This window comes from Sphingobacterium detergens (assembly GCF_003610355.1).
In the GTDB taxonomy this organism is placed as follows: Bacteria; Bacteroidota; Bacteroidia; order Sphingobacteriales; family Sphingobacteriaceae; genus Sphingobacterium; species Sphingobacterium detergens.
In genome coordinates this window covers 647,788-674,424 of record NZ_RAPY01000001.1, presented here as the reverse complement: position 1 = coordinate 674,424, position 26,637 = coordinate 647,788, and the positions used below count along the sequence as shown (strand labels likewise).

At 40.0% G+C, this 26,637-nt stretch carries 27 protein-coding genes and 1 tRNA gene; 7 read left to right on the top strand and 21 right to left on the bottom strand.

What is annotated here, in order from left to right:
• Positions 1 to 77: 77 nt before the first annotated feature.
• From DFQ12_RS02965 to DFQ12_RS02940, 6 genes are all read right to left on the bottom strand, one after another.
• Positions 78 to 680, bottom strand: a complete 603-nt coding sequence (locus DFQ12_RS02965) for an RNA polymerase sigma-70 factor (protein WP_167457182.1) — start codon at positions 678 to 680, stop codon at positions 78 to 80.
• 486 nt (positions 681 to 1,166) lie between these two features.
• Positions 1,167 to 2,594 (bottom strand): MFS transporter, encoded by a 1,428-nt coding sequence (locus DFQ12_RS02960; RefSeq protein WP_120257530.1) that lies wholly within the window; start codon positions 2,592 to 2,594, stop codon positions 1,167 to 1,169.
• Between the two features lie 34 nt (positions 2,595 to 2,628).
• A complete protein-coding gene (locus DFQ12_RS02955; RefSeq protein ID WP_120257529.1) occupies positions 2,629 to 3,987 on the bottom strand; it encodes a TolC family protein in 1,359 nt (452 codons plus the stop codon).
• A 24-nt stretch (positions 3,988 to 4,011) separates the two neighbouring features.
• Complete coding sequence (locus tag DFQ12_RS02950; protein ID WP_120257528.1) at positions 4,012 to 7,113, bottom strand: efflux RND transporter permease subunit; 3,102 nt, start codon at positions 7,111 to 7,113, stop codon at positions 4,012 to 4,014.
• Between the two features lie 6 nt (positions 7,114 to 7,119).
• On the bottom strand, positions 7,120 to 8,193 hold the full coding sequence (locus tag DFQ12_RS02945) for an efflux RND transporter periplasmic adaptor subunit (RefSeq protein ID WP_120259195.1): 1,074 nt from the start codon (positions 8,191 to 8,193) through the stop codon (positions 7,120 to 7,122).
• 452 nt (positions 8,194 to 8,645) lie between these two features.
• The gene (locus DFQ12_RS02940; RefSeq protein ID WP_208642418.1) at positions 8,646 to 9,185 is read right to left on the bottom strand and encodes a helix-turn-helix domain-containing protein; all 540 of its coding nucleotides are present in this window, start codon (positions 9,183 to 9,185) and stop codon (positions 8,646 to 8,648) included.
• Positions 9,186 to 9,414: 229 nt separating this feature from the next.
• Between DFQ12_RS02940 and DFQ12_RS02930 the strand changes: the two genes are divergently transcribed.
• The gene (locus DFQ12_RS02930) at positions 9,415 to 9,681 is read left to right on the top strand and encodes a hypothetical protein (RefSeq protein WP_120257526.1); all 267 of its coding nucleotides are present in this window, start codon (positions 9,415 to 9,417) and stop codon (positions 9,679 to 9,681) included.
• A 10-nt stretch (positions 9,682 to 9,691) separates the two neighbouring features.
• On the opposite strand, the gene DFQ12_RS02925 is transcribed toward DFQ12_RS02930, so the two are convergent.
• From DFQ12_RS02925 to DFQ12_RS02895, 7 genes are all read right to left on the bottom strand, one after another.
• A complete protein-coding gene (locus DFQ12_RS02925; protein ID WP_120257525.1) occupies positions 9,692 to 10,762 on the bottom strand; it encodes a flavin reductase family protein in 1,071 nt (356 codons plus the stop codon).
• Positions 10,763 to 10,804: 42 nt separating this feature from the next.
• Positions 10,805 to 11,176: a helix-turn-helix domain-containing protein gene (locus DFQ12_RS02920; RefSeq protein WP_167457181.1), complete on the bottom strand. Its 372-nt coding sequence runs from the start codon at positions 11,174 to 11,176 to the stop codon at positions 10,805 to 10,807.
• A gap of 123 nt (positions 11,177 to 11,299) precedes the next feature.
• Positions 11,300 to 11,545 (bottom strand): heavy-metal-associated domain-containing protein, encoded by a 246-nt coding sequence (locus DFQ12_RS02915; RefSeq protein WP_120257523.1) that lies wholly within the window; start codon positions 11,543 to 11,545, stop codon positions 11,300 to 11,302.
• A gap of 92 nt (positions 11,546 to 11,637) precedes the next feature.
• Complete coding sequence (locus DFQ12_RS02910; protein WP_120257522.1) at positions 11,638 to 12,144, bottom strand: hypothetical protein; 507 nt, start codon at positions 12,142 to 12,144, stop codon at positions 11,638 to 11,640.
• A 391-nt stretch (positions 12,145 to 12,535) separates the two neighbouring features.
• Positions 12,536 to 12,727 (bottom strand): cold-shock protein, encoded by a 192-nt coding sequence (locus tag DFQ12_RS02905; protein ID WP_120259193.1) that lies wholly within the window; start codon positions 12,725 to 12,727, stop codon positions 12,536 to 12,538.
• A gap of 657 nt (positions 12,728 to 13,384) precedes the next feature.
• A complete protein-coding gene (locus DFQ12_RS02900) occupies positions 13,385 to 14,170 on the bottom strand; it encodes a CPBP family intramembrane glutamic endopeptidase (RefSeq protein WP_120257521.1) in 786 nt (261 codons plus the stop codon).
• A 138-nt stretch (positions 14,171 to 14,308) separates the two neighbouring features.
• Positions 14,309 to 14,950 (bottom strand): hydrolase, encoded by a 642-nt coding sequence (locus DFQ12_RS02895; protein ID WP_120259192.1) that lies wholly within the window; start codon positions 14,948 to 14,950, stop codon positions 14,309 to 14,311.
• A gap of 348 nt (positions 14,951 to 15,298) precedes the next feature.
• Between DFQ12_RS02895 and DFQ12_RS02890 the strand changes: the two genes are divergently transcribed.
• Positions 15,299 to 15,844, top strand: coding sequence for a TetR/AcrR family transcriptional regulator (locus DFQ12_RS02890; protein WP_120259191.1), 546 nt, complete (start codon positions 15,299 to 15,301; stop codon positions 15,842 to 15,844).
• 5 nt (positions 15,845 to 15,849) lie between these two features.
• On the top strand, positions 15,850 to 16,260 hold the full coding sequence (locus tag DFQ12_RS02885; RefSeq protein ID WP_120257520.1) for a nuclear transport factor 2 family protein: 411 nt from the start codon (positions 15,850 to 15,852) through the stop codon (positions 16,258 to 16,260).
• A 111-nt stretch (positions 16,261 to 16,371) separates the two neighbouring features.
• Here the strand turns inward: DFQ12_RS02885 and DFQ12_RS02880 are convergent, their stop codons facing one another.
• Positions 16,372 to 16,701 carry a YegP family protein gene (locus DFQ12_RS02880; protein WP_120257519.1) on the bottom strand — a complete coding sequence of 110 codons (330 nt, stop codon included), beginning with the start codon at positions 16,699 to 16,701 and terminating at the stop codon, positions 16,372 to 16,374.
• Positions 16,702 to 16,958: 257 nt separating this feature from the next.
• A tRNA-Ser gene (locus tag DFQ12_RS28050) sits at positions 16,959 to 17,046 on the bottom strand.
• A 174-nt stretch (positions 17,047 to 17,220) separates the two neighbouring features.
• Here DFQ12_RS28050 and DFQ12_RS02875 point away from each other — a divergent pair.
• The gene (locus DFQ12_RS02875; protein WP_147420314.1) at positions 17,221 to 17,661 is read left to right on the top strand and encodes a GreA/GreB family elongation factor; all 441 of its coding nucleotides are present in this window, start codon (positions 17,221 to 17,223) and stop codon (positions 17,659 to 17,661) included.
• 74 nt (positions 17,662 to 17,735) lie between these two features.
• Entirely contained in the window at positions 17,736 to 18,248 is a 513-nt protein-coding gene (locus DFQ12_RS02870; protein WP_120257517.1) for a BON domain-containing protein, read from the top strand.
• Positions 18,249 to 18,336: 88 nt separating this feature from the next.
• On the opposite strand, the gene DFQ12_RS02865 is transcribed toward DFQ12_RS02870, so the two are convergent.
• The 6 genes from DFQ12_RS02865 to DFQ12_RS02840 form a co-directional block, all read right to left on the bottom strand.
• Complete coding sequence (locus tag DFQ12_RS02865) at positions 18,337 to 19,062, bottom strand: tRNA threonylcarbamoyladenosine dehydratase (protein WP_120257516.1); 726 nt, start codon at positions 19,060 to 19,062, stop codon at positions 18,337 to 18,339.
• Positions 19,059 to 19,721: a TatD family hydrolase gene (locus DFQ12_RS02860; protein ID WP_120257515.1), complete on the bottom strand. Its 663-nt coding sequence runs from the start codon at positions 19,719 to 19,721 to the stop codon at positions 19,059 to 19,061. Before DFQ12_RS02860 ends, DFQ12_RS02865 begins: the two co-directional genes overlap by 4 nt.
• A 70-nt stretch (positions 19,722 to 19,791) precedes the next feature.
• Positions 19,792 to 21,078 (bottom strand): anthranilate synthase component I family protein, encoded by a 1,287-nt coding sequence (locus DFQ12_RS02855; RefSeq protein WP_120257514.1) that lies wholly within the window; start codon positions 21,076 to 21,078, stop codon positions 19,792 to 19,794.
• A 3-nt stretch (positions 21,079 to 21,081) separates the two neighbouring features.
• Positions 21,082 to 22,359 (bottom strand): adenylosuccinate synthase, encoded by a 1,278-nt coding sequence (locus tag DFQ12_RS02850; RefSeq protein WP_120257513.1) that lies wholly within the window; start codon positions 22,357 to 22,359, stop codon positions 21,082 to 21,084.
• Between the two features lie 130 nt (positions 22,360 to 22,489).
• Positions 22,490 to 22,981, bottom strand: a complete 492-nt coding sequence (locus DFQ12_RS02845) for a Fur family transcriptional regulator (RefSeq protein WP_104381932.1) — start codon at positions 22,979 to 22,981, stop codon at positions 22,490 to 22,492.
• 77 nt (positions 22,982 to 23,058) lie between these two features.
• Positions 23,059 to 25,278, bottom strand: a complete 2,220-nt coding sequence (locus DFQ12_RS02840) for a RelA/SpoT family protein (RefSeq protein ID WP_120257512.1) — start codon at positions 25,276 to 25,278, stop codon at positions 23,059 to 23,061.
• Positions 25,279 to 25,428: 150 nt separating this feature from the next.
• Between DFQ12_RS02840 and DFQ12_RS02835 the strand changes: the two genes are divergently transcribed.
• The gene (locus DFQ12_RS02835; protein ID WP_120257511.1) at positions 25,429 to 26,061 is read left to right on the top strand and encodes a DUF4294 domain-containing protein; all 633 of its coding nucleotides are present in this window, start codon (positions 25,429 to 25,431) and stop codon (positions 26,059 to 26,061) included.
• A 74-nt stretch (positions 26,062 to 26,135) separates the two neighbouring features.
• A complete protein-coding gene (locus DFQ12_RS02830; RefSeq protein WP_120257510.1) occupies positions 26,136 to 26,627 on the top strand; it encodes a glutathione peroxidase in 492 nt (163 codons plus the stop codon).
• Positions 26,628 to 26,637 lie beyond the last annotated feature (10 nt).

Genomic DNA, 26,637 nt, shown 5'->3' with positions numbered 1-26,637 from the left:
AGAAAAAGCAATCTATTCCCTCTTTGATTATAGGAATGTAGTTTCTGAACGGACTACTATTGGGGATTATTATTTTTTTAAAATATTTTTAATAACAATAGAATTCCAAAGGAAACTGGATAGCCTTGATCCGAAAGAGCTTGTCGGATTTGCTTAAGGGCGGTACTGATTGTGTTATGTACGGTACTAGTCGAAATTGCAAGTTGGCTGGCGATCTCTTTGGAATTGAGATGCTCTTCTCGGCTAAGTAAATATATTTTTCGACGCTGATCGGGCATACTGGCAACGGTTTGATAAACAATCTTTTTGATCTCATCAAATTCCATTGCGCGGGGCAGATGTATAGTAGACAGAAGCTCTTGGTCGTATTGCAACTTAAGTCGGGAAACCTTGTTTTTGGCATGGACTTCCTTGCGTAAGAACGTTAAACTCTCCGTGCTGACGACTTTATAAAGCCAAGCTTGGAAGTTGTCAATTTCAAGAATACGATCGCGGTATAGCCATACGCGCAGGAAAGCTTCTTGCAGGATATCATCGGCTTTGGAAGGATCTTCATAGGTAAACTTCTTTAAGAAAACGATCAGTTTGGCATAATAGATTTCGTATAAACGACCAAATGCTTTTTCGTCTCCCGTTGAAATGGCTAATAATAATTCCCGATCTTTATCCAATGATTCCATTTTTTCTTGAAAGTATCTTCCCTTCTTCTGATAATGGGATAAAATTAGGAAAACCCAAGCAGGTTTTCTCACGCTTATTATAGAATTTGAGTACATTATATAAAAGTTTTTTTTGTAAACCCAGTATTGTTTCAATGCCATAACACAACGATTTATTCGATCTTGTACTATTCCTTTCAAATAAGACGTTTCAATCGTCATATTGTCCCAACTTTTTTTTCGGCCTTCTCAATTTCCCTTATCCAAGAATAAGATCTTGAAACCTTAAATGCGGATTTCTGATTGGGGCAGATCAAATTTGTCTATGTTTTTATGTTGCAATTAGTTTTGACGAAAAATGTCCTATAATTGATTATTATATTTTAAATGGAATATAAACCCAGATTGACTAACAAAAACCTCCGCTACCGAAAGCTAATATTTATTTTTCTTTCGGTAGCGGAGGTCAGCTATAGTCTAGGGAAGGGTAATAGCGGAATTTCTTCGCTACTGTTTAATCGTTCTGATCGAACCAAGGACAATTAAAATTGCTACAATACAAAGGGTTCCCGCTGAGAAAAATGCTGTTTGAAAGCCTGCATTTAATGCATCGGCATCGGATGCATTAGTCATTTTCAAGCTATTGGTTTTCGCAGCGGAAACAGCCACGATAATCGCTAAGCCCAGGGCTGATCCGACCTGATAACTTGTATTCACCAATCCGGAAGCTAATCCCATCTCGTCCGGTTTGGCGCCGGACATCGACGCTATCGTTCCCGGAATATAGGTTAGAGACATCCCCAACGCCGCCAATAAAGAGGCTGGCAGTACATCTTTCAGGAAAGAACCATCTGCTGGAATCGTGCTAAATAGAAATAAGGACCCGGCAAGGATGACCAGACCAGCTATAATATTGGTTTTGAATCCGAACCTCGCGACCAGTTTTCCTGTAAAACCGACCATCAGGATCATAATGGCTATGGTCATCGGTAACAGGGCCAGGCCGCTATGAAAGGCTGAATAATGCAGAATCTGCTGTAGGTAAAGGTTAAGAAAAAACCATAGTGGGATCCAAGCGGCGGCCAATAGCGACATCATCAGGTTACCTGCCGATAAATTAGGAACCTTAAAAATAGCCATCGGTACAAGTGGATCACTTTTCTTTTTCTGCAGCATAATGAACACAATAAATAATAGGATCGATATACCCAACAATACGACTGTCTGTAAGGAACTCCAGCCGACATGTTCTGCCGACACAATGGTATATACCATCAACACAAGCGCGATGGTGGCCAATATTGCTCCGGCAAGGTCGATTTTTCCTTTTTTTGTGCTGCCCTTAAACAGCAATCGCTTGCTGAACAGCAGGACAATAAGCCCTGCGGGGATATTGATCAGAAATATCCAATGCCAGGAGAGCCATTCTGTAATCACACCACCGAGGAAAACTCCGGCGGATCCACCAGCTGCTGCCGCGGCTCCCCAAAATCCGAAAGCGCGATTGAGCTCTTTTGGATCGGTAAATTTAGACATGACCAGGGTGAGGGCGGCAGGAGCGATCAGGGCAGAGCCCAGTCCCTGTAATCCACGACCAATATTCAATACCAGTTCAGACCAGGCGATACCGGCTAAAAATGATGCCGCAGTAAGCATACCAAATCCCCACATAAAGATCTTGCGCGCACCAAAGAGGTCAGACAAACGCCCGCCAAGCAGCAGGAAGCCACCAAATAGGATAACGTAAGCGTTGAAAATCCATTGCAGACTGGATTGTGAATAGCCTAAATCGGCTTTTATTGCCGGAAGGGCGACTCCGATAATGGAGGTATCCATAATGACGATAAACTGCGCCGTGCAGAGTAGGAAAAGTGCTGCCCAGCGTTTTGGATAAGGTGCGGTTTTACCCTTTTGTTCTATAGTTTGCGTATTCATGTTGTACGTTTTCTTTAAATTGTCTGTGTAAAATCTACTTGTTTGTTTTTGATTGCAGGTCCAATAATCCCAAGGCATGTTGCATCTCCGTATGGAGCATCCTCAGGTTGTAAGTGGCCCGTAGCCGGTTTATCCGTGCCTGTGTCAGTGCAAGGTCAGCATCCGTCAACTCAAGGCGCGAACCTAAGCCATTTTTGAAACGGTCTTCGTTCATCTGATAGTTCAGTTCTGCTGAACTAACGGTTGTTTTCTGGATCTCCAATTGTGTAATGGCTTCTCTCCATTTGCTGATGATAGCGGCCAGTTGGGTTTTGATTTCATCTCTAAAATCGTCTAAGCGTATCTGTTCCTGTTTTAGTTTAATGCTCGCCTGATTGATTTGCGATCGGGTCCTGTTGCCGTTGAAAATCGGTATGGACAGCTGTAGTCCCAAAAACGATGTTCTGGGCCAGACATAGTCTCCCAACCGCATATTATCTGCCTGGGCTTGCACCTGATACTGACCTACTAATGCCAACTTGGGCATGAGCTCGGCCTCTTTGGCTTCCATTTTTTTCTGTTGGAGATCAATGAGCAGTTGCTTTATAGCAAGGTCTTTACGATTTTGAGCCGCCGTTTTCAATAGATCATCCAATAAATAAGTTTCCTGCTGGCCGCTAAATTCCAGCTTATCAGTCAATACAATACCTTGGGATTCATCTATTCCAAGCAGCCTTTTTAATTCGATGAGCGAAACATGGGTATTGTTTTTCAGATACGAAACCGATGACCTGATATTTTCTACCTCAATAAAACTGCGTAGTGTATCGGATTTCAGCGCCCGGCCCTGTGCAAATAGGGAACGGGCATCATTCAGGGATATGATATTTCGAAGCAGGCTTTGTTCAAGTAAAGTTAGCTGCTCGTTCATGATCAAGATGTTAAGATAGTTTACCGAAACCTGAAGCGCAACTTTGCTTTTAAGGTTAGCTGTTTTTTGAAGTTCGATCTGTTCATTGATAAATGCTGTTTCTTTTTGCCTGCTAAGATCTATCGCAAAAATGGGTTGATACAAGGAGAGCATGCCGTTAAAAGCATTTTTTCCTCCAACAGCAACATCTTGTACGGGTTTGCTTGTACCGGCAAAATACCCCGGTAGAAATATTGTTTGCCGGTCAAAGTAGTAGGAATAGGCCACGTTTGCCGTAATGGTTGGTAATAAAGCACCTCTGCTCTCCGTTGTCAGCGCCGTCGCATGTATTTCCTCTAATAGCTGTGCCTGTACTGTTTTATTTCCCTTTTCTGCGATTTCCAATGCAGCAGTGAGGGAGAGGGCTTTATCCTGAGCAAACAGTGGTTTGCCTCCGCAGATCAGCAGCAGCGTGGTAATGCATGTATATATTGTTTTTTTCATTGTAATAGACTTTGGGATTGATAATTAGCGCGTTGCGTTTTCATATAGACTTTCGGCATCTTCTTCAACAATGACTTCCTTGCGCTTATTACTGGACAGGTAGGAGTAAACTGCAGGGATAATGAATAGCGTGAGTATACCGGAGAACACAAGTCCACCAGCGATGACAATACCTAGGGACTGACGACTGTTTACCGTAAGCGCAATGGGCAATGCACCGAATATCATCGCCAGGGAGGTCATCAGTATGGGGCGAAAACGCTGTTCAGCTGCTGTAATGGCGGCATCGTATTTCGAAAGTCCAGTATCTTTCAGGTGATTGGCAAATTCGACGATTAGAATACCATTTTTGGTTATGAGTCCAACGAGCGTAATGATGCCGATTTGACTAAATACATTTAAGCTCTGACCAAACCAGTGCAGGCTGAGGATCGCACCTGTTACTGCCATCGGTACCGTAAGCATAATGGTGAGCGGGTCTCTGAGACTTTCAAACTGCGCGGCCAATATCATATAGATGAGTAGAAGCGCCAGTATTAATGTGAAGGTGATATTGCCCTGGCTTTCGCTGAAATCGCGTGACTGCCCAGCTAAGGAGGATTTAAAATTCTCCCCCAGCACTTCGGCTTTTATTTTTTCGATCTCTTGTATAGCTTCAGCAAGGCTTACACCCGGCATGGGTGCTGCGGATATCGTGGCAGAGGTATATTGATCGTATCGGTAAATCGCGGCTGGACTTACAGCTTCTTTTGTGGTGATGAGGTTACTCAGTGGAATCATCTGACCTGTTGTTGAGTGGACATAAATACCATTTAAGTCATTGATATCATTCCTATAAGGGCGTGACAACTGTCCAATCACTTCATATTGACGGTCATCGCGCAGGAAATAACCATAACGTTGTCCCGAAAGAGATAACTGTAGGGTACGAGCCACCTCTTCGATGGATACACCCATCAGTGCGGCCTTCTCCCGATCTATCGTTATTTTTACCTCTGGTTTGTTTATTTTAAGATCCGAATCGGCAAACATCAGTTTTTTGCTCTGACGTACCGCACCCAAAAATTTAGGTAAGACAGCGGTCAGACTATCCAGGTTTTGTGCCTGTAACACAAACTGGACTGGCATACCACCACCATATCGGGTGCCAATGGTTGGCGGGAGATAGGGAAACAGGAGGAAACCCCGGAAATTACCTGAGGCAGCACCATATTGGTTGTACAGGTCCTGGATAGACTTTTTCCTTTCTTTCGGATCTTTCAAATAGATACTTTGCACCGCAACATTAACCGGAGCGGGAGCAGGGATAAAGGAAATAGCCACCATGGAATAGGTCTGGTACAAGCCATCGGTGGAATCGTTTACATACTTACCGACTTCGATCATATTCTTTTTCATGTACTCAAAAGAAACTCCTTCGGGGGCTACAGCAATCAGATTCATATTGGAGCGGTCTTCTACGGGTGCAAGTTCCGATGGTAATGTTTTACCGACGAAGTAGATCAGTCCTGTTGTAACAATCAGAAACAGCCAGGCGAGCCAGCGTACTTTCATGAAAAGAACCAGCAATTGCGTATAGCCATTATTTAAGCGGACAAAAAAAGGTTCGGTCACCCGATAGAACCAGCCTGGACCAGCTTTCTTTTTGAGAAAATAAGCGCTCAACATGGGTGTCAGTGTCAGGGCCACGAAAGCGGAAACCAAGACAGATCCGGAAACTACAACGGCAAACTCAAGAAAGAGCTGACCGCTAATACCGCCCATAAATACAATTGGCAAAAATACCGCTGCCAAGGTAATTGTGGTTGAAATTACGGCAAAGTAGATTTCTTTGGAACCTTTAAATGCGGCCTGTATCGGGGACATCCCTTCCTCAATTTTCTTGTAGATGTTTTCAAGTACCACGATAGCATCATCGACCACAAGTCCTATTGCAAGTACCAGCCCCAGCAGTGTGAGCACATTGATGGAAAAGCCAGCAATATACATAATGAAAAATGCAGATAATATAGATACTGGTATGGCCAATACCGGAATAATGGTCGAACGCCAGTCCCGAAGGAAAAGAAAAATAATAAGCACGACCAATCCAAATGCGATAAATAGGGTTTCTTCAACCTCCTTGATGGATTCACGGACGGAACGCGTGAAATCAAACCCTACAATAAGGCGGTAATCGGAAGGTATATCTTTTTTGAGCTGTGCCAGGCGTTTATAAAATTCGTCCACAACCTCTATGGCATTGGCATCGCGTTGAATCTGGATCGCTACCCCGATACCGATACGATTCAGATTGCCCGTCTCGTTGATAATAGCGGTACGTTCGTTCATTTCACCAAGTTCTGCTACACCAATATCTTTCAGTTTGATAACGCTGTTGCCGACTTTTTTGATCAGCATCTCATTAAAATCTGCGGCACTGTTGAGACGTCCAAGTGTCCGTATACTCAATTCACTCTGATCACCTTCGATGCGCCCTGAGGGTAGATCAATATTCTCTCTGAGCAGGGCCTGTCGGACATCTTCGGGAGTAAGCTGATAGGAAGCTAATTTAATCGGGTCAAACCGGAGTCGCATGGCATATTTATGTTCCCCGACAATAGCGACGTTATTGATTCCCGGAATGGATTGCATCCTGTCTTTGATAACCGTGGAGGCAATATGACTGACCTCTTTGATATCTTTTGTATCACTTTCTACTTCAAGAAAGGCGACCAGGTTGTCTGCGGAGGATGCCTTCTGAACAATAGGTGGATCTACATCTGCTGGCAGCTGCTTCCGGGATTTGGCGACTTTGTCTCTGACATCATTTAACGCGTCCTCAATGTCAGTCTCACGGTTAAATTCTACCGAGATGACACTGACCTGTTCACGTGATTCCGAAGAGATCGTCCGGATACCACCGGCTTCGGCGATAGACTCCTCCATAGGGCGCGTAAGTTTGGATGCGATGACATCAGGGCTCGCACCGGGGTAGAAGGTAATCACGGAGATGACCGGAGGCTCGGTAAGTGGAAATTCCCGCACCCCCAACTGCTTCCATCCGACAATTCCCAATATAACCAACAAAAGAGAAAATACTCCGGCCAATACAGGCTTTTTTATACTTAGTGACGATATACTCATGGCATCTTATTTAGTTGGAATAATAGCTTTTACGGGTGTACCATCCCCAATACGCAACATATTGGAGACAATAATGCTGTCCCCAGTACTCAGACCGGCTGTGATGACGGCCTCGGCTTCTGTTCGATTACCGATGGTGACTGCAACGGGCTTCGCTTTGCCATCGGCGATAACAAATGCATTGTATCCGCCATCTCCAGGCATGAGGGCCTCTGTAGGTATTTTGACACCTTTAGCACCTTTGTCGCTGCTACCAAAATGTATTTTGGCGGACATCCCCGGTCGGAATTTTCTATTGGAATTATCCACGCGCGCTTGAACTTCCAGACTTCGGCCCGAAGCATCCAGTCCCGGCTCTGTAGCGAGTACTGTCGCCTCAAGTTGCTCTGCGGATAGTACTGTTGTGAAGCGGACTTTTGTCCCGTTATTGATCAACGGCAGGTGTCTCTCGGAAATAGAAAAGTTAATCTTGAGGCTGATTTGGTCCTGCAGGGTAACCAGCGCGACACCAGGGATAACATAGCCCCCCACATGCACTTTTGAAATACCTATTTTTCCGGAAAAAGGCGCTCTAATGACAGTCTTGGCCAGTTCTACACGAAGCAGTTCTCGCTGGGCGGTTAAAGAACGAAAGCGCATAAGTGCTTCATCGTATTCCTGTTGTTTTATCGTTTCGGTTTTCAACAGGTTCTGTAACCGTTCTTTATTCAGTTTTGCTAGTTCCAATTCAGCTCCGATCTGATTAAGACGTGCCCTGATATCGGTATCATTCAGGATATAGAGTATGGCTCCCTGCTCCACGTAGCTACCGTCCTGAAATGCGACATGGATAATTTTTTGCGGTAGTTCGCCGACAATGGACACTTCCCGATAAGGCATCATGGTTCCTATGGCGGTCTCATCGTGATGAAGTTCCTCCTCCTGCGCGATCAATATATCGACAGGTAACCGTGCGTCATCAACGTTGATGCTGGTGGGTGCGGCGGCTGGTTTTTCAGGCTTGTTCTCACAGGCAATAAGTATGACACCAATTAGGGGAACTAACATACCCGTCCTTGATTTTGTTGATTTGTATAACATGGTCTTGCTTTTTATGATTTGCAATAAATGATTAAACGTTACTATTTTTATAAATTGATTATTGAATTTTCTGGACATTGTGTCCAGATCATTTACCGAATACAAAATTGACGATACTCGTGCAGGCGCAGCGTATGCAACTCCTTATTCAATTTATAAGATTTACTGATTTTTCCCGTAGCGCTAATAACCACGAGGGTATTGGTAGGGGCTGAAAGATATTTCGTCCGAAATCTGTAACGTCAGATGGTCAGGCTCTTTTATCTCTGAATGGTTAAATGAACAGGAGGAGGGTTATATGGTCTTCCCGCAACGCTGATGCTGCGAGGATGTTGGTCGATGCTGATAGACATTGCGCGCGAACCTCGTAACATCAGATGCTAAGGTTCATTTGTTCTGGAAGGGTTAAATACGAAAGGAGCGGGGTATAAAAAAGGAGAGCTACTGTTATTTCAGTAGCTCTGTTGGTTTTCTTTCTGTTTAGCCTGTTTAAAATGGCTTGATGTGAAGCCCGTGTATTTTTTTAGTTGGTTGGATAGGTATGCCTGACTGCTGTAGCCCAAGGCGTAGGCAATCTCCGTCAGAGACATTTCGGTGTAAACCAACAGGTGTTTTACCTTTTCGAGTTTCCTAAAAATAATATACTTTTCGAGCGTTATTCCCTCCGTCGACGAAAACAGGGTACTCAAGGTATCGTAATTCTTGTTTAGCTGATCGCTGATCAAGGCCGTAAACCGAGTTGGAACTCCGCTTGCCAATTGCATATCGATCCCTTTTTCAACATACGCTTTTATACCATTGATTATCTTCTGTTTCTTTTCGTAAAGCAATTCGAAACCGTTTCCTTTCAGCATCAGTTCCATTGTATTCATCTTTTGAGGAAAATCATCCGTCGCCTTTAGGATGACTTGCCCAAGCATAATGTCCAATACCTCAAAACCCAGGGTCGTCATTTCCCTTTTCAGTACATACACACATCTATTGCACACCATTCCTTTTATTAACAGAGTCCTAGTTTTCATCATGTATTTGTCCCTCTTTTATATCCGGATAAAATTCAGCATTTGTATCGAATATGATTATATGATATTCCTTCTTAGATTTGCGAAATTTTAGGTTATGGTCTGTGGTAGCGTTAAATATCATAAAATTAAGGGGGAAAAGTATATAGTTAAGGCTGTCGATCTTTCTGAATTTTGTAACAGATAATACGTTAGCAAGATGAAGAACAAAGCAAATAATGAACATCAGATCAGCAAGATACTGAAAGACTATAATTTAGGAAAAAGTGGGGTGGAGCTTTTTGATAAATATGGCGTATATGGCGCCACGATTTACGAACTGAAAGATAAATATAAAGATGTTGCAATGGATATACTAGTCGTATTGGTGAATTTGAACGAAGAGAACAATACCTTAAAATCGATGTATGCCGATCTATGTCTGGAGCATCGAAATCTAAAGGAACTGTTGAAGGAAAATTTTTGAACTGTATGTGTTACTGCAAAGTAACACATACATCCCCAGTTAAGGGGTAACTTTGACAGAGCAAAACTATTCCCGCTGCAATATCTTCAGGGGGTAATGCGTCGTGACGGTGCATATGAATTATACCTGTTGTTTTGACTGCCCAACAGGTTCCACAAGTTCCATTGTTGCAAGAACTTGCCACGTTAATAGCATGTATTTTCATGGCCTCTAATAACGATTGCCGTGGTTTAACCTCGACAAGTGAGGTACATTCGAATGTTTGTATTTGATCGTCTACATAGCTGTCCTCGTAGTGTGTTATGATTACCTCGTTTGTACTGCCTGCTGTTTCAAAATTAGCCAGATCTGTAGCTGTCGCATTGAAATATTCCATATGGATATTTTCTTGGGGAATTTTCAGGCCTATCAGGGCATCCCTGTAAAGGTCCATCAACGCAACGGGACCACAGATATAATAATGTGTATCATTAATTGCTGCGACAAGCCTTTTGATCACTGAACGGAGCACAAGTAAAGAGAACCGCCCCGGGATATGATTCATTTTTGTCGAAACAAATTCTGGTGCCGTAAAAGAATAGCAGATGTCCAATCTACGCTCAACTTCGAGTGATGTTAATAGATCAAAAAAAATAGTTTCTTCCGGTGATTTACTACTGTAGATCAACAAGGGAGTATGTCTTGTGCTGCCAATACTCTTCAACATCGAAAATAGCGGCGAAATGCCGCTCCCTCCGGCAAGCAAAACAACCTGCTGTTGATCTGCGATCTCCTGGTCCAAAATAAAACTTCCAAATGGACCTTCTACATCCCAGGTCTCGATATTTGCTGCATGATCTACTATATACGAACTCATCTTACCGCCTTCAACCCGTTTAACTGTAATAGCAGGATACCTGTCGGATGGGATGGAACTCAATGAATAGGATCTTATAAGCAATTCGTCGTTAATATTAAACCGGATATTGAGATACTGTCCCGGCAGGTAGGTCATCTTCTGTGCTGTTGCATCGAAGTATATCGTTACCGTGTCTTCTGTTTCCCTTACAACTTTATGTGTACGCCAAGTATATTTTTTCATTCCACGATTCCCTTTCTGACAATAATTTTGTGTGCCAACCCCTTATATTTTTTTCTGCTGCCGCCTGATGTTTTCCAGCTTGATTTCTCGGATACGTTTGAAGTGTGCCGGTGTTAACCCGGTATAGCGCAGCAACTGTTCCGATAGGTCATTTGATTTTTCGTAACCTAATGCTTTCGCGATTTGTGACAGTGGCTGTTCAGTATACACAAGCAGTTCTTTCACCTTTTCGACAATCTGTTTTAGGAAAATTACATCGAGACTCATATCACATCGGGCGAGGAATAGATTGTTCAATTCTTGATAATCTGTTTTTAGTTTGTTGTTAAGTTCCAGTGCGAATTGGATGGATTTTCCGGTTTCCAACTGCGATTGAATAATCTGCTCCACCACAAGATAAACTTTCGTTATCATATCCGGGCACTCATCTGAATTGTACATATTTATCATAATTCTTTTATAAAAGAGGACTTTTTGCAGGTATTCTTACCAATAACGTAGAGAAGCAGATGGCTTGCTTCTCTACGTTATTGCCCATTATCCGCAACAGCCTGTTGAACAACTTGAAGATTTTTCACTACGCTCAGGTTTTACGTTGTAGCCTGCACGCGTAATCGCGGATACCAGTTCATCTTCAATTTCGTTACGATCAATTGAAACAGTAAGTCTTCCAGCTTCCAATCTTTCAATTTTGACATCCTCAAACTCGTTAACCACAGCATTCACTCTTGTTTGGCAGTGTGTGCTCTGCATATCTGGTATGCTCAATTCTACATTTTTCATCTTGAATTTATTTTAGTCTTACAAATTTCCTGATTACCTACCGGGGAATTACTATGGTATTTCGGCTAAGAGTTGTGAAATTTACTGATATGCTACGCTAGCGACTCCTGGTTAATTGCCCTATTTTGAAACAGAGGCAATAGTTTAATCTGACTGTAATCATTTGCGAGATAGTTCTTTTGTTTTGATAAGATATTTATGTACAATTGCTGTTCCTTTGCTGCGAGAGCTTGTATTAATGTCGCATATCTTTTGGGCAGGGATAATATGCCCTTATAATAATTATAAAGTATACTGTTCTTTCTTAGATAGATTGCCCGAAGCAGATTGAGTTCGGCTATTAGATGTGGGTTGTCCAGGCCGGCCAGAAGATTACAGGCAATAAGATCATAACTGCGCTCAAGTTCTTCTGAAATGACTAATTCCAAAATAATATTCATATTTCCAAAGAAGCGAAAGAACTTGCTCCTGGAGAGATTCAGTGCCGAAATAAGATCGGATACTTTGAGCTGTCGTATTTTTCTGGTCAATAGGAGAGACCTAGTATCCACGATGGACTTCCGAAGGAGATTCGTGTTTTTTATATCATTTTTATTCATGAGAAATTTCCGCTAATACCGTTGAATGCAATCCTGTCAGCAACGTAGGTTATGACAAGTCTAAATCACAGGTAAAATTCGCGACAAAAGCAAAATTGTCTATATGGAATTGCGGAGGTGATTTGTAATATTTTGATTTTGAAAAAAAGCGAATTACTATGTGATGTAGTACCACAACGATTAGTCCTTGGTCATTAGCTATAATCCCTGGTAGGCTCTATCAGGGATTCGTTAGAATTTCGAGATTTACCAATTTAAGCGACAGCTTAAAAAGAACTAAGGAACAGTCGATTACTTGATAAGGGGAGGAACAAAAAAAAGTGCAACAGTAATCTGTTACACTTTCTTAGAAGATGCGCCATGCAACTTCGAGATTGAGTATTCTACTTAATTAAGCGATACGTACATTAGTTGCGTTAATGCCCTTTTTTCCGTTTTCTACATCAAATGTTACGCTATCATTTTCGCGTACTTCATTGATTAGACCGGTAACATGTACGAAAATGTCTTCACCACCATCAGCTGGTGTAATAAAACCGAAACCTTTTGTCTGGTTAAAGAATTTTACTGTTCCTTCTTGCATTGTATTATATATTAGTATTAAATTATTCATTATTAAACCTATTGAAAAGATACTGCTATCCCTGCAATGATAAATCTATTTGTTCACAAGAAATGATGTTTTGTATTTTAATGGGCTTGGGTTTATGCAAGTTCAAAAAAGGTACTTCACCTATTATTTTGACAACAAAATTAGCTTCTGAAAATGCAAAAACTGAGCAGAAAGGGATACCTGACGGTTTCAGAAAAGCAAAGGAGGAGCCTGATTATGTTACAAGTATAGGTATAAAATATTGACATATAACAGGTTTTACTTTTTTATTTTTAGAATAAATTCAATTATAGCCTTTACAAAGCATTAAAGCCCTTTTTCTGCGACATTTTTTTTTGTTCAAGAAAACACATAATTCAATTTATCTATCTTGCTTTAAAAGGAATCTGGATCACGATCAAAATATCGTTATTTTCCTGCTCTAGGTGTATATCACCGTCCAAGAGCTCCAAGCGATTATGGATATCCGGTGGAATAGGTGAGAAGCTTTGCTTATGAATACTTACATTTGTATATCATTGGAAGAAATCACTGAAATTAACCATCAGCACAATGGTTATGATGCTGATCGCTATGTGTGGACCTAATCCAGTTGTATTCTTTGCGGGATGATTTTTATTTGATTTTCTATTTTTCCAATCCTATTTTTAAAGGTTTAAAGAATAGATAAACTACACCGATACCTATTATCATTGCAACAACATAGCCTATAAATGCGACTGTTTCAGCCTGCTGTTCTGTTCCTTTGTGAACTGTTTCAACGAAAAAACCTGTATTCCCCTTGAAGCCAAATAACCAATGTGTTAGATTCCAAGCAAAATGAAGCCCCGCTGATAACGCAATATTTCCTGTTCTTAGGGTAGCAAATCCAAATAGGATCGCTCCTAATCCCGATCCAATAAGTGCGTTTACAACGGTATACCCTCCAAGAAGGTGCTCAATAATGAAAATCACTACAACAATAATCATTGCGATAAAAGAACCAGTAGTTGCCTTTAATTTCCAAAGCATATATGTTCTAAAGACAAGTTCTTCACGACAAGCCACAAAAAGAAACAAAGGAATATATACACCAAAAATATTTGGGTTGAAAGTTTGTGATCGGGTAAAAGTAACCTCACTAAAATTGAATACAATCACGGTCATAATAAAGACCATAACCATACCTATAACAAATCCTGATGTAAAGTATATAAGACTCTTTCTATTATAACCTAGTCCATTTTTGGAAAGTGTACTTTTATCATTCCGAACGAACCAATAAACCAAGGCAAAAGTAAGGATGGATGCAACGATTATAGAGAACAGATCTGATGAAGGAAGCTGTTTTGTAATCGCAGATGAGCCAACAAAAATAAGCAATGTAAGCAGGTAAAAAGCGATCACCTTCAAATAGCTAGATACTTTTTTCATTTTTTTAGGTTCTTTTACATAAAGTTAGTTAATTGATGCCAGGAATCGTTGAGCTATTTTTAATTATCCCCAGGATCGCTGATAAAGATTATCCTGGGGATAGCTTGTTAACCATTATAATGTTTTTATACCCATTCTTTATTCCGCTTTGTCATAGGAAAACTGAATACCTGCAGTTCCGCCAGTTTCTATAAAAAGATTCATAAAGCCATGGGCGGTATCTGCTCTCGCCCAATCTCTTTGTAATTCACAGAAAAGTTGTGCAACACTAACCGGCTGACCTCCGGCTTGTTCAATTCTGCGCAATGCGGCATCATGTGCTGCTACAGAAGTCCCCCCGACAGCATCAACAACCGGATAAACTTCAAATCCTTCTTGTAGTGCATCCAAAGAAGGGAAGGAAAGGCAGGCTTCAGTCCATAAGGCAGTCATAATGAGTTTAGACCGTTTTGTTTCTTTAACAGCCTTTAAAAACTCCACATCCTCCCAAGCATTTATTGTCGTACGATCATAAGAAGGTATCCCTTTAAGCTCTTTCCGTAATTGGGGAATTGTTTCAAAGTTCAAACCAGTTTTCACATTGACAGTGGAGAGGATGATAGGAAGATTATAGAGCTTTGCCATCTTGGCCAACCCAACAATATTGTTGATAAGGAGTTGCCTATCCATGGAGGCAATCGAATTAACCTGTACTGGCTGATAATCAATAATGACTAGAGCCGCATTTTCTGGAGTAATCAAATGATCTTTCTTTTGATCACGAATTGGAAAACTTGCCATAATGTTGTTTTTTAATTTTTTGATAATCTCAATAGGCCACATTCGCGACCTATTTTTCTCACTTATAAAATTAGATAAGGCCGCTCTTTTAAAGAATAATCTAGATTAAGTAGTAAACTTAATGCACATTAAGTTTTTGAGAATGCTGATAAAAGTTCTTTACAGCTAATTTTATATATAGTGATAACTTCAAAAAAACAACCATAACCGACTGAATATAAGACAAATTACAGCTAGTATTGTTTTATGACAGGTATCTTTTATGCGTCTATTTAAAACAATCATTAAACAGACAGACTTGTCTGTTTAATGATTGTTTTCTATTTTTGTTTTACAAAATTTAAAGAAATGGATAACCCAAGAGAGAGAGTTTTAAATACAGCCTCCTTATTATTCCATCAACAGGGATACAATAGCACAGGGATAAATCAGATCATAAGTGAGGCAAAGGTTGCCAAAGCTAGTTTTTATCAGCATTTTAAATCCAAAGATGATCTTTGCATCGCTTTTTTGACCTCCAGACATACTTTTTGGTTTTCGGAGCTCCGCGCATATACGCAAGACTCAGTCACATATACGCAAGACTCAGTCAGCCATAAACAATCCATATTGGCTGCATTTGATTTTATTATTCATATGAATAATAAAGAAAATTTTAGAGGTTGTAGTTTCCTAAATATTCTTTCTGAGCTCTCAAAAAATCAAAGTGCAATTCTTTCTGTCATACAGTCTCACAAAAATGATCTGAGAAAATTTTTCGCAGAAATACTGGGAGAGGGCTTATTGGCTGCGCATATCTATCTATTATTTGAAAGCGCTATTATTGAAAGTCAGCTTTTTAGCTCAAATGAACTTGTTCTGAAATCAAAAGAAATTGTTAATCATATTATTTAAAATTTATGGAACAGAAACATCCATTGCCACCTTTTACATTGGAAACGGCAAAACAAAAGATCCAGATGGCTGAAGATGCATGGAACTCCCAGAATCCTGAACGGGTGTCCATGGCTTATACGATAGACAGCGAATGGCGAAATAGGCATCTATTTATCAATGGGAGGGAAGAGATTGTTCAGTTTCTAACGACAAAATGGGCGAATGAACTGGATTATAAATTGAAAAAAGAGTATTGGTCTCATACCGAAAATAGAATTGCTGTCCGATTTGAGTATGAATATAGAAACAAAGATGGAAGATGGTTTAGAGCTTATGGAAATGAGAACTGGGAGTTTGATGAAAATGGTCTGATGAGCAAACGGTACGCGAGTATTAATGATTTAGAAATAGCAGAGGGGGATCGGCATTTGTAAAAGTGTTATTGTTTTCTGAAAGCGGAACCTATCATGTTCTGATATAAGTAAAGCCCGACATATAATATCGGGCTCTACTTGCACTTGATTATACAAATCATTTTTTATTTGCTAATCAAGATCTTCGATCGTCGCATCTGGCGCGTTTGATTTTACAGATTCAATACCGTTTTCCATTCCACTCGCACTTTCATACATTTCGCTTGTTCCTATAACTTGGCCGTTGGTTGCTTTCAAGTTGAAATAGTGCTTCCCATTTGTTGAAGTCTTTCTTTCAAATTTATCATTATCCTGGGCGTTTCTTTTTACAGATTCAATCCCATTTAAACAGTTCGCCTTTGTTTTATATCCTTCACTGTTCAAAATAACCTGACCATTTCCAGCTTTTAAATTAAACTGGAATTCGCCATCTTTTCTTGTTTTCACTACAAATTTTCCCATTTTTTCTATTATAAATTTTTATGTGATAAATGCGATTTACGCTCCTAATAAAGATAACGTAATAAATTGTTTTTATTGTGAAACAATGATTAAATTATTTGCACTAAAACAGTAAGCTGCCAAAACAGTAGACAAAAGTTTACATGATAAAATCAAAAAAATGTGTATGTGTGCTTTATCAAATTTTTCCAGGAATAAAGAAGGGGAGTTTCTATGAAACAAAAAAGAGCAACTTTTTACAGCTGCTCTTTATTTTGCGGAAAGGGAGGGATTCGAACCCTCGATACAGTCATCCCGTATACAGTCTTTCCAGGACTGCTCATTCGACCACTCTGACACCTTTCCGTGTTTCAGTGCACAAATGTAGTAATTTTTTACTTTATTGCAATACCGCTCGTGTTTTTTATAGTTTGATTTTTTCTATACTGTTGAACTTAAGCCTATTGTTTTTATTTTTTTTTGAATAAAACATATTTCTTATTTTTCAGAATGACAAATAGCTATTTTGATATAAAAAAGATGGTTTTAGAAGTTTCCATCGCACGGACAAATGATCGGATCGCGATGATTGAATCTGCTCTGGAAACCGCTAGAGATTCCAGCAATGACGATACAAAAAGTAGCGCTGGTGACAAATATGAAACTTCCCGCGAGATGATCCAACAAGATATCAATCGCTATCAGGGACAACTTCTGGAAGCGAATAAAGACCTCTTACAACTGACCAATATCGCAACAACAATAACAGACGCAACGGACTTTGTAAAACTAGGGAGCCTTGTCAAGACAAATCTAGGACTCTACTTTATTGCAACTAGTATCGGGGCATTAAAAATAGACGATATGAATGTATTTGCAATTTCACCAGTATCACCTATAGGTCAACTGCTTCTGAGTAAAAAAACAGGAGATAGCTTTCTATTTAACAAACTAAATCAGACAATTACAGGAGTCTATTAATCGCCAAAATACAGGAAAGCTAAACAATATCTCAATCTAACTGTTTTTACTATGAACGAAAATAAAACGATACGATGAAATTAAACAACTTACTTTTGATATTTTCATTAGGTGTTTTACCTTTTGTTCACTCATGCCGGTCACCAGAATCCGATGATAAGTTAAAGTCTAAAATTGAAGAAGCTTTAGCAGATAACCAAGGCATAGCAGTGGATGTAGAAGCGGGTAATGTTACCTTGAACGGACAATTAGGATCAGATTCATTGAAACAGGTTATTGAAGAGAAAACAAAGTTGGCCGGTGGTGAAAGTATCAAATCTATCCATAACAATATTATGGTCAATCTTCCGGAACCAGAAGACGCACGCGAAAAATATCATGAAATAGTAGAGGGGGCGGTAGATTCGACGCTAACAAGGGATGTCAATCGAGTGTTAAAAGAGTTTCCGACAATTACAGCCCAAGTAAAGGAGGGGGTTATTATTGCTACCGGAAATATTGAAAAATCGCAATTGGATTCGTTAAAGAAAAGATTGGAACATATTAAACCAAAAGGTCTTGATATGAAAGGAGTAACGAGTCGATAGCTCACTCTTATCCATAACAAAAATAGGAGCTACAAACCCATAGGCGAGTAGCTCTTATAATTTATGCATATGTTTATTTAGCACCAATTTAGGCATTTTCCATCAGATCCCGAATAGCAACTGAAGCAATCGCACCGCCAAAAGCTGCCGGTAGATAAGACATTGTTCCATAAGCCGATTTCTTGAAATTACTTCCATCGGTATACAGCAAAGATTTTTTGTCTGGCAATTCAGTTGAGAAGGCAACTTTAACACCGTCACGGATACCATGTTTACGCAATTTTTTGCGGATATGCTGGGCTAACTTGCAGTTATAAGACTTACTAATATCGGCAATCTCAATTTTAGTTGGATCAACTTTACCGCCCGCACCCATTGAACTTACAAATGGCATTTTTGCATCCAGTGCCAGTCTGATGAAGAATAACTTCGGTGTGATACTATCAATGGCTTCCACACAATAGTCAGGTTTCATGTCCAATAAAGCTGGTATTTTTTCGGGGATAATAAAGTCCTTGATCACGGTCAACTCCAATTCTGGATTGATAGCCAAAAGACGCTGTCTCATGATTTCAGCCTTCGCTTCACCGTGGTTCGTTGCAAGAGCTGGGAGTTGTCTATTTCTGTTAGATGGGTCTACCGTATCACCATCTATAATGGTCATTTTACCAACCCCTGCACGACAGATAAATTCTGCTGCAAAGGAACCTACACCACCTAGACCCAGAACCATTACGTGTGAATCCGCTAATTTTTCCAAAGCTGTCCTACCGACCAATGCCTCAGTGCGTGACAGCCAACTTAAATCTTTCATTTTTTTAATACAATCTTATAATTATGATATAATGCCTGCTTTAGCATCTCTACTGGAATAGATCGAACTTGAGCGACATATTGATATAGGCTAGCAATTTCCGTTGCTGTATCGGTATCTGTTTCCAAAAATAAATGTGCAAGGGGAATATTTCTTACGACTTGATCCTGGCTGCCATCCAAACAATGGACACCGATTGAAAGGTAGTACCCTTTATCAATGAGCTGTTTGGCTAAGATCCAATTCTTGCGATAACCATGAAAGATAACCGGGAGTCGAAATTTTTCTTTCGCCAAAGAAGCCTGAATCTCCTGAAAAGCACGAACACAATGAATAATCAGCGGCTTCTGAAAAGCTATGGCCAATAGAATCTGTTGGTCAAAAACTGCTTGTTGTTCCGCGAAGGATACGTCACTATTTTTGTCCAGACCACATTCACCTACTGCTAAAACATTTGCTTCCTCTATCATTGTACGCATCAATTCCAATGCTTTTTCTGTATTGTTGTTGATATACCATGGATGTAACCCAATCGAGCAGTCTCCCCCCTTAATGATAGTCTCATTATGGTTCAATGCTACGTTTACAATAGATAGACTGGAGCCATCCTTTATAACATTGGGCTGATGTGTATGTATATCAATATAAGGAATCTGCATTTTCAACAGCACAAAGGTCGAAAAAATAGTTGAAGCAAAAAATATTCTCTACAAAATTAGTATAGTTTTATCATTGTACCACCGTATCCAATGCATATAGAAGAGCTGAGGCTTTCAGCAGGCACTCTTGATATTCTTGTTCCACTAATGCTTGGTTGGTAACAGCGCCACCTGTATGAAAGGACAGGTAATGTTCCCGCTGGTTGTATAGGAGGGAGCGGATCACGACATTAAAATCAAATTCATCACGAACAGTATCAAAATAACCTATGGACCCCGCATATACTCCTCTTTTGGAAGCTTCAATCTGATCACAGATTCGCATTGCTGCAATCTTAGGCGCACCTGTCATTGAACCTGCAGGAAATGTATGTCTAAATACATCCATATTGGATACCTTCGGATTTTGGATGCAGGTGATTGTCGAGATCATCTGATGCACCTGTTTAAAAGATTGGATTTCAAACAAACGTGTTGCTTCAACTGTTCCGGGAAGGGCACTTCGTGTCAAATCATTTCGAACTAAATCCACAATCATTACATTTTCGGCGATCTCCTTTTGTGATTGGAGCATACGACTGACAATCTCTTCATCCTCGTACGCTGTAACACCTCTTTTAGCAGTGCCTTTAATGGGCTGAGAAATCAGTTTACCTTGTCTTTTCGCCAAAAAACGTTCTGGAGAAGCGCTCATGATAAAATGATGGCCAACTTTAAAAAAGTTGCTGAATGGAGTAGGTGATACAGTATTCAATTTTAGATAAACCTCGATAGGGTTAATATCTGCATTTTCGGCAAAGAACTCCTGACAGAGATTTACTTCATAGATATCACCACGCTGGATATGTTGTTGTACCTTATCAAAGGCGGCAAAGTATTCTTCTTTCGTCCACCTTGAGTGTATCTTTATCTCTGGGTTGGCATTTATCTGTGGGATTACTGTGCCGCAGATGGACTGATACACCGCAACTGGATCATCGGCTTGGATGTGAACTTGATTAGCGGCCCATCTGACCGTAATGGTTGGAACAAAAAAATAGGCAGCTGGAAATCCGAGCTTATCAGTGGCGCTAGTATGTAAATTTTCGATCTCATTCTTAAGATCATAGGATAGAAATCCCGGAATAAACTCGCATTGATGTTTGACTAAGAATTGCTGTAATTGATCCAATACATCATCATCGGCACAAAATGAATGCAAGGCCTTCACCGCCAATACACTCTCAAATCTTCCCCATTCGTCAGGCGCGCCGTTGCTATTAAAGAAAGAAATTTCATCAAATTGCCCCGACCAATGCAGGGCTTTTTGATGAAATTTATCTTTAGAATCGAGAAGATCAAAACTTTCGATCCTCATATTTTACTTTGATAAAGCCAGTGTTTGTTTACGATCCGGACCTACCGATAAAATTGTGATAGGAACTTCAAGTGCTTTCTCCAAATAAGAAATATAGTTGTTTAACGCCTCAGGAATCTCGCCCTCAGATGTGATACCAGTCAAATCTTGTTTCCAGCCTTGAATTTCTTCCAAGATCGGTTCTGCTTGATGAGTAATAATCTCATATGGCATATAATCAATTACCTCACCATTATATTTATAATGTGTACAAGCATAAATCTTGTCGAAAGTATCCAATACATCCGCCTTCATCATGATTAAATCAGTCACACCATTCAACATAATCGCATATTTCAATGCTGGGATATCAATCCATCCTGTACGGCGGGCACGTCCTGTCGTAGCGCCAAATTCATGACCTAATTGACGTAGTTTTTCACCGGTCTCATCATGAAGTTCAGTAGGGAAGGGACCTCCACCTACGCGGGTCGCATAAGCTTTGAAAATACCGTATACCTTACCAATTTTATTGGGAGCGATACCAAGACCGGTACAAGCTCCAGCAGTTGTTGTATTCGATGAAGTAACAAATGGATAAGAACCGAAATCCACATCCAAAAGGGTACCTTGAGCTCCCTCAGCCAATACACGTTTGCCTTCTTTCAGATATTGATTGACTAAATGCTCTGAATCAACATGAGGAATGGTTTTAATAAATTCGATAGCATCCAGGAACGCTTGTTCTTTTTCACTGAAATCAGGAATATCGCCATAGTGTGAAAGAATATTTAAATGCTTTTCTTTCAGCTTTTGGTAACGCTCTTGAAAATCTGGAAGTGTCGTATCACCTACACGTAAGCCGTTTCTACCAGTCTTATCCATGTACGTCGGGCCGATACCTTTTAAGGTAGATCCAATCTTGCCTGCGCCCATTTTCGATTCTGAAGCGGCATCCAATAATTGGTGTGTTGGCAAAATAAGGTGTGCTTTGCGCGCTAGCACCAAATTGCCTTTACCCACCGGATCAAAACCAGCTGTCTTAAGGTTGTCTAATTCTCTTTTTAGGATAATCGGATCAATAACGACACCATTACCAATAAGATTTAGTGTACCTTCATTGAAGATACCAGATGGAATTGTGTTGAGCACGAATTTTTTGTTATCAAATTCCAACGTGTGTCCGGCGTTAGGGCCGCCTTGGAAACGAGCGATTAAATCGTATTTTGGACAAAATACGTCTACGATTTTACCTTTACCCTCGTCACCCCATTGTAAGCCCAAAAGCACATCAACTTGCATAGCTTTTAAAGTATAGTAATTAAAATGTTATTAATAAAAATAGACTCATTAAAAAAATAAAAATGTTCAGGAATTTTTCTCCTGAACATTCCTGAACAAATGTACTATTATATTTAACAAAAATATAAGATTAATTTGAAATAGCTTCTTGGGCTACGGTTTCTTCTTTTTTATTTTTTTCCTGGCAATCTTGACATACACCGTATAAATTTAAAGAATGGTGTTTGATGTCAAACTTCAATAGGTCCCCCATAAGGCTTTGGATCTGGTTGATACGAGGGTCACAAAACTCTACAACCTTATTGCATTCAATACAAATCACGTGGTCGTGTTGTTTGAAACCGTAAGACTTTTCGAATTGAGCCATATTACGGCCAAATTGGTGTTTAGTAACCAAATCACAAGACACTAATAATTCGAGGGTATTATAAACTGTAGCACGGCTGACACGGTATTTTTTGTTCTTCATATGGATATACAAAGACTCAACATCAAAGTGATCAGTACGTGAATAGATCTCTTCCAAGATAGCATAACGCTCTGGAGTTTTTCTTAGATTTTTATTTTCTAAGTATGCTTCAAAGATTTTTTTTACAGTTGCAAAATTTTCAGCTTGATTCATAGTAAAAATATTCTTGTACAAATTTACCAATTTAGATTGACATTTGATAGTATTTCTAAATTGTGATATTCATTTGATTAATTTTCAGATTCATAACGATTTACTCCTGTGATCCCTCTTACTTGTTTGAGGTTTTTCATCAAGCTCTCTAATTGCTGTGTATCATTGACGTAAACCATAATATTACCATCAAAAATACCATCATTACTCGATATGGATAAGGAGCGAATATTAACGGCAAACTCTTGAGAAATAACCGTTGTGAGTTTATTGACCAATCCGACATCATCGATCCCCACAATATGCAACCCAGTCAGGAATGCAGAGTCTTTTGTAGAAGCCCAGCGTGCCTTCAGTATACGGTAGCCATAATTCGCCATTAACTTGGACGCATTGGGGCAACTGGTACGATGGATCTTGATACCGTCATTAACTGTCAGGAAGCCAAAAATATCATCGCCAGGAATCGGATTGCAACAAGGGGCTAGGGTATAGTCAACTTTTTGCATATCATCTCCAATAAGGATGGTATCAAACTCTTTCTTATTGATCTTTTCGACTAAACCACCTATATGGCTATTGAACTGATTGCCAGAAGAAGAACCCGCATTAATTTCAACTGCTTTCTCATGCGCCACGTACTCGCGCAATTGCTTGATATCAACAATGCCTTTTGCGACGTTATAAAAAAGGTCCTGAGAACTTGGATATTTCAGATAATTAGCAATCTTGTTGATATTATCTGTATTGTAGGTTACTTTTAAAGACTTCAATTTGCGTTCCAGAATCTCCTTACCGTCCTCTGCGACTCTTCGTTTCTCTTCTTTAAGGGAGGATCTAATTTTAGATTTCGCTTTTGCGGTAACGACAAAATTGAGCCAATCTTCTTTTGGAGACTGCTTACTCGATGTAATAATCTCTACTTGATCACCATTTTGCAAGACGTGGCTAAGTGGGACCAATTTATGGTTCACTTTGGCACCAATACAACTTGCACCTATATCGGAGTGAATCTCAAAGGCAAAGTCCAAGGCTGTGGCATTATTGGGCAATTGAATCAGTGTACCTTTTGGCGTGAAGATAAAAATCTCATCGGAGAACAGATTCATCTTAAAATCATCCACAAAATCCATGGCATTCTGATCAGGGCTGCTCAATACATCGCGTACCTTTTTGATCCATTGATCCAGGCCTGAATCCGAATTAGACTCTTTATATTTCCAGTGGGCCGCAAATCCTTTCTCTGCAATTTCATTCATCCGTTTGGTCCGAATCTGTACCTCTACCCATTGGCCTTTGGGGCCCATCACTGTGGTATGTAAAGATTCATAACCATTCCCTTTGGGGGAGGAGATCCAATCGCGTAAACGGTCTGGATTGGGGCGATATAAATCCGTAACAATGGAATATACTTTCCAACATTCGGTTTTTTCCTTTTCGTCTACCGCATCGATGACGATACGGATGGCAAATAAATCATATACTTCCTCGAATGGAATTGACTTTTTGCGCATCTTGTTCCAGATCGAATGGATGGATTTGGGCCTTCCAAACACAGATGCTTTAATCCCTTGTTCTTCTAGAATTTCTTTAATAGGGTCAATAAAATCACCAATAAATCTCTCGCGCTCAGCCTTCTTCTCATTCAGTTTTCGGGCAATAAATTTGTAGGTATCCGGATCGGTGAACTTCATGGACAAGTCCTCCAATTCTGATTTAATTGCATACAGACCCAAGCGATGCGCTAAAGGGGCATAGAGATAACTGGTCTCCGAAGCAATCTTCAGCTGTTTATCTCTTGCCATAAACTCCATCGTCCGCATATTATGCAGCCTATCCGCCAATTTGATAAGAATAACACGTACGTCGTCTGCAAGAGTGAGCAGCATTTTACGGAAGTTTTCGGCCTGCATTGAACTATTAGGATCGAATATTCCGGAAATTTTAGTTAATCCGTCGATAATGCGACGAACTTTTTTTCCAAACATTTCCTCAATTTCGTCCAAGGTCACATTGGTATCCTCAACAACATCATGGAGCAAAGCGCATACAATGGAGGTCGTACCTAAGCCTATTTCCTCAGCAGCAATTTGCGCCACAGCAATAGGATGATAAATATAAGGTTCTCCTGATTTGCGGCGCATTTCCTTATGACTATCCAATGCCAAATCAAAAGCTTTACGAATCTCTTGCTTATCCCCGCGCTGCAAAGTAGGCTTGCAGGCACGCAATAATGCACGGTAACGTTTTCTTATCTCTTTGTTTTCTGCCTCTATATCAATCACATAATCTTTCATAAACGTTGCAGGTAAATGATGTTTTTTTGAGTATTTTTGTTTAATTTAGTTAATGTATTTCGAATACGATTATCAAGCTAACTTATTTTGTAATAAATTTACCAAAATATAATAGCATTGACAAATTAAAAGAGTTATATAGTCATTCAGATGAAGACAATAGTAGGTGGTTTGCTTTTTCTTCTTGGGACCTTGTCAGGTGTGACACAGGCTCAATCTCTTGTTCTTCCATTGTATGGTGAAGGGGCGCAAGAGACTGTGACTGATTATATGAAAACAACATTACCTTCGGGCGAGATTCTGCCTTGGTTTCCCATCCCTGAGGTTGTTATTGTCAGAAAACGAGTATGGTCAAGCGAGGAAGCAAGACGGGAATATCTACGCTTTAGACGAAATGTACTGAAGGTACTTCCTTATGCGATATATGCACAAAAAAGATACGACCAGCTGGATCGGGATCTAGCCATGACATCTGAAAAAAAGGAGCATGAAGCCTTGGTGGAGCGTTGTGAAAATGACGTGAAACAAATGTTTAATAGGGAAATTAAAAACATGACCATTTCCCAGGGTAAAATTCTTATAAAACTGATCGATCGTTATACAGGGCATACAAGCTACGAAATGGTAAAAGAAATGAAAGGTGGAATCTCCGCGTTCTTTTATCAAGGGGTTGCCAAAATTTTTGGGCATAATCTAAAATCTGCGTACGATCCAAAGGAGGACTTCGAAATCGAAAACATTATCCGGGAATTTGAAAGATCAAGACCTAAACCGGTCATGTAGATTTCGATATGCTAATTACAAGGAGACTTGAAAAAGTATCCGGATCCTCATGTAAATACCTAAATTAAGATAATATGAAAACGATTTATGACTTTGATGCCTTGCAATTCAATGGAACCATGAAATCTCTAGGGGATTTTGAAGGAAAGGTTTTGTTGGTCGTCAATACAGCGAGTCAGTGTCTGTTTACGAGACAATTTAAATCGCTTGAAAAGCTCTACCAAAAGTATAAAGAAAAGGGGTTTGAGATACTTGCATTCCCGTCCAATAACTTTCGGAATCAAGAACCCCTGACAGGCAGTACGTTGGAGACATTTTGTCGAATAAACCAACAAGTCAGTTTTCCAGTTTTTAAGCGTAGCCATGTCGTTGGTACCTATACGACGCCATTGTATAATTTTCTTTCAAATAAGACAGAAAACGGTCATATAAATAGTAAACCTTCCTGGAACTTTCACAAGTACCTGATCAACAAGCAGGGAGAGGTTGTGGATTTCTATTACCCCACGACTTCGCCATTGTCAGGTAAAATTTGTCGTAATATCGAACGACTTTTAGCGGAGTAAACAACAAACT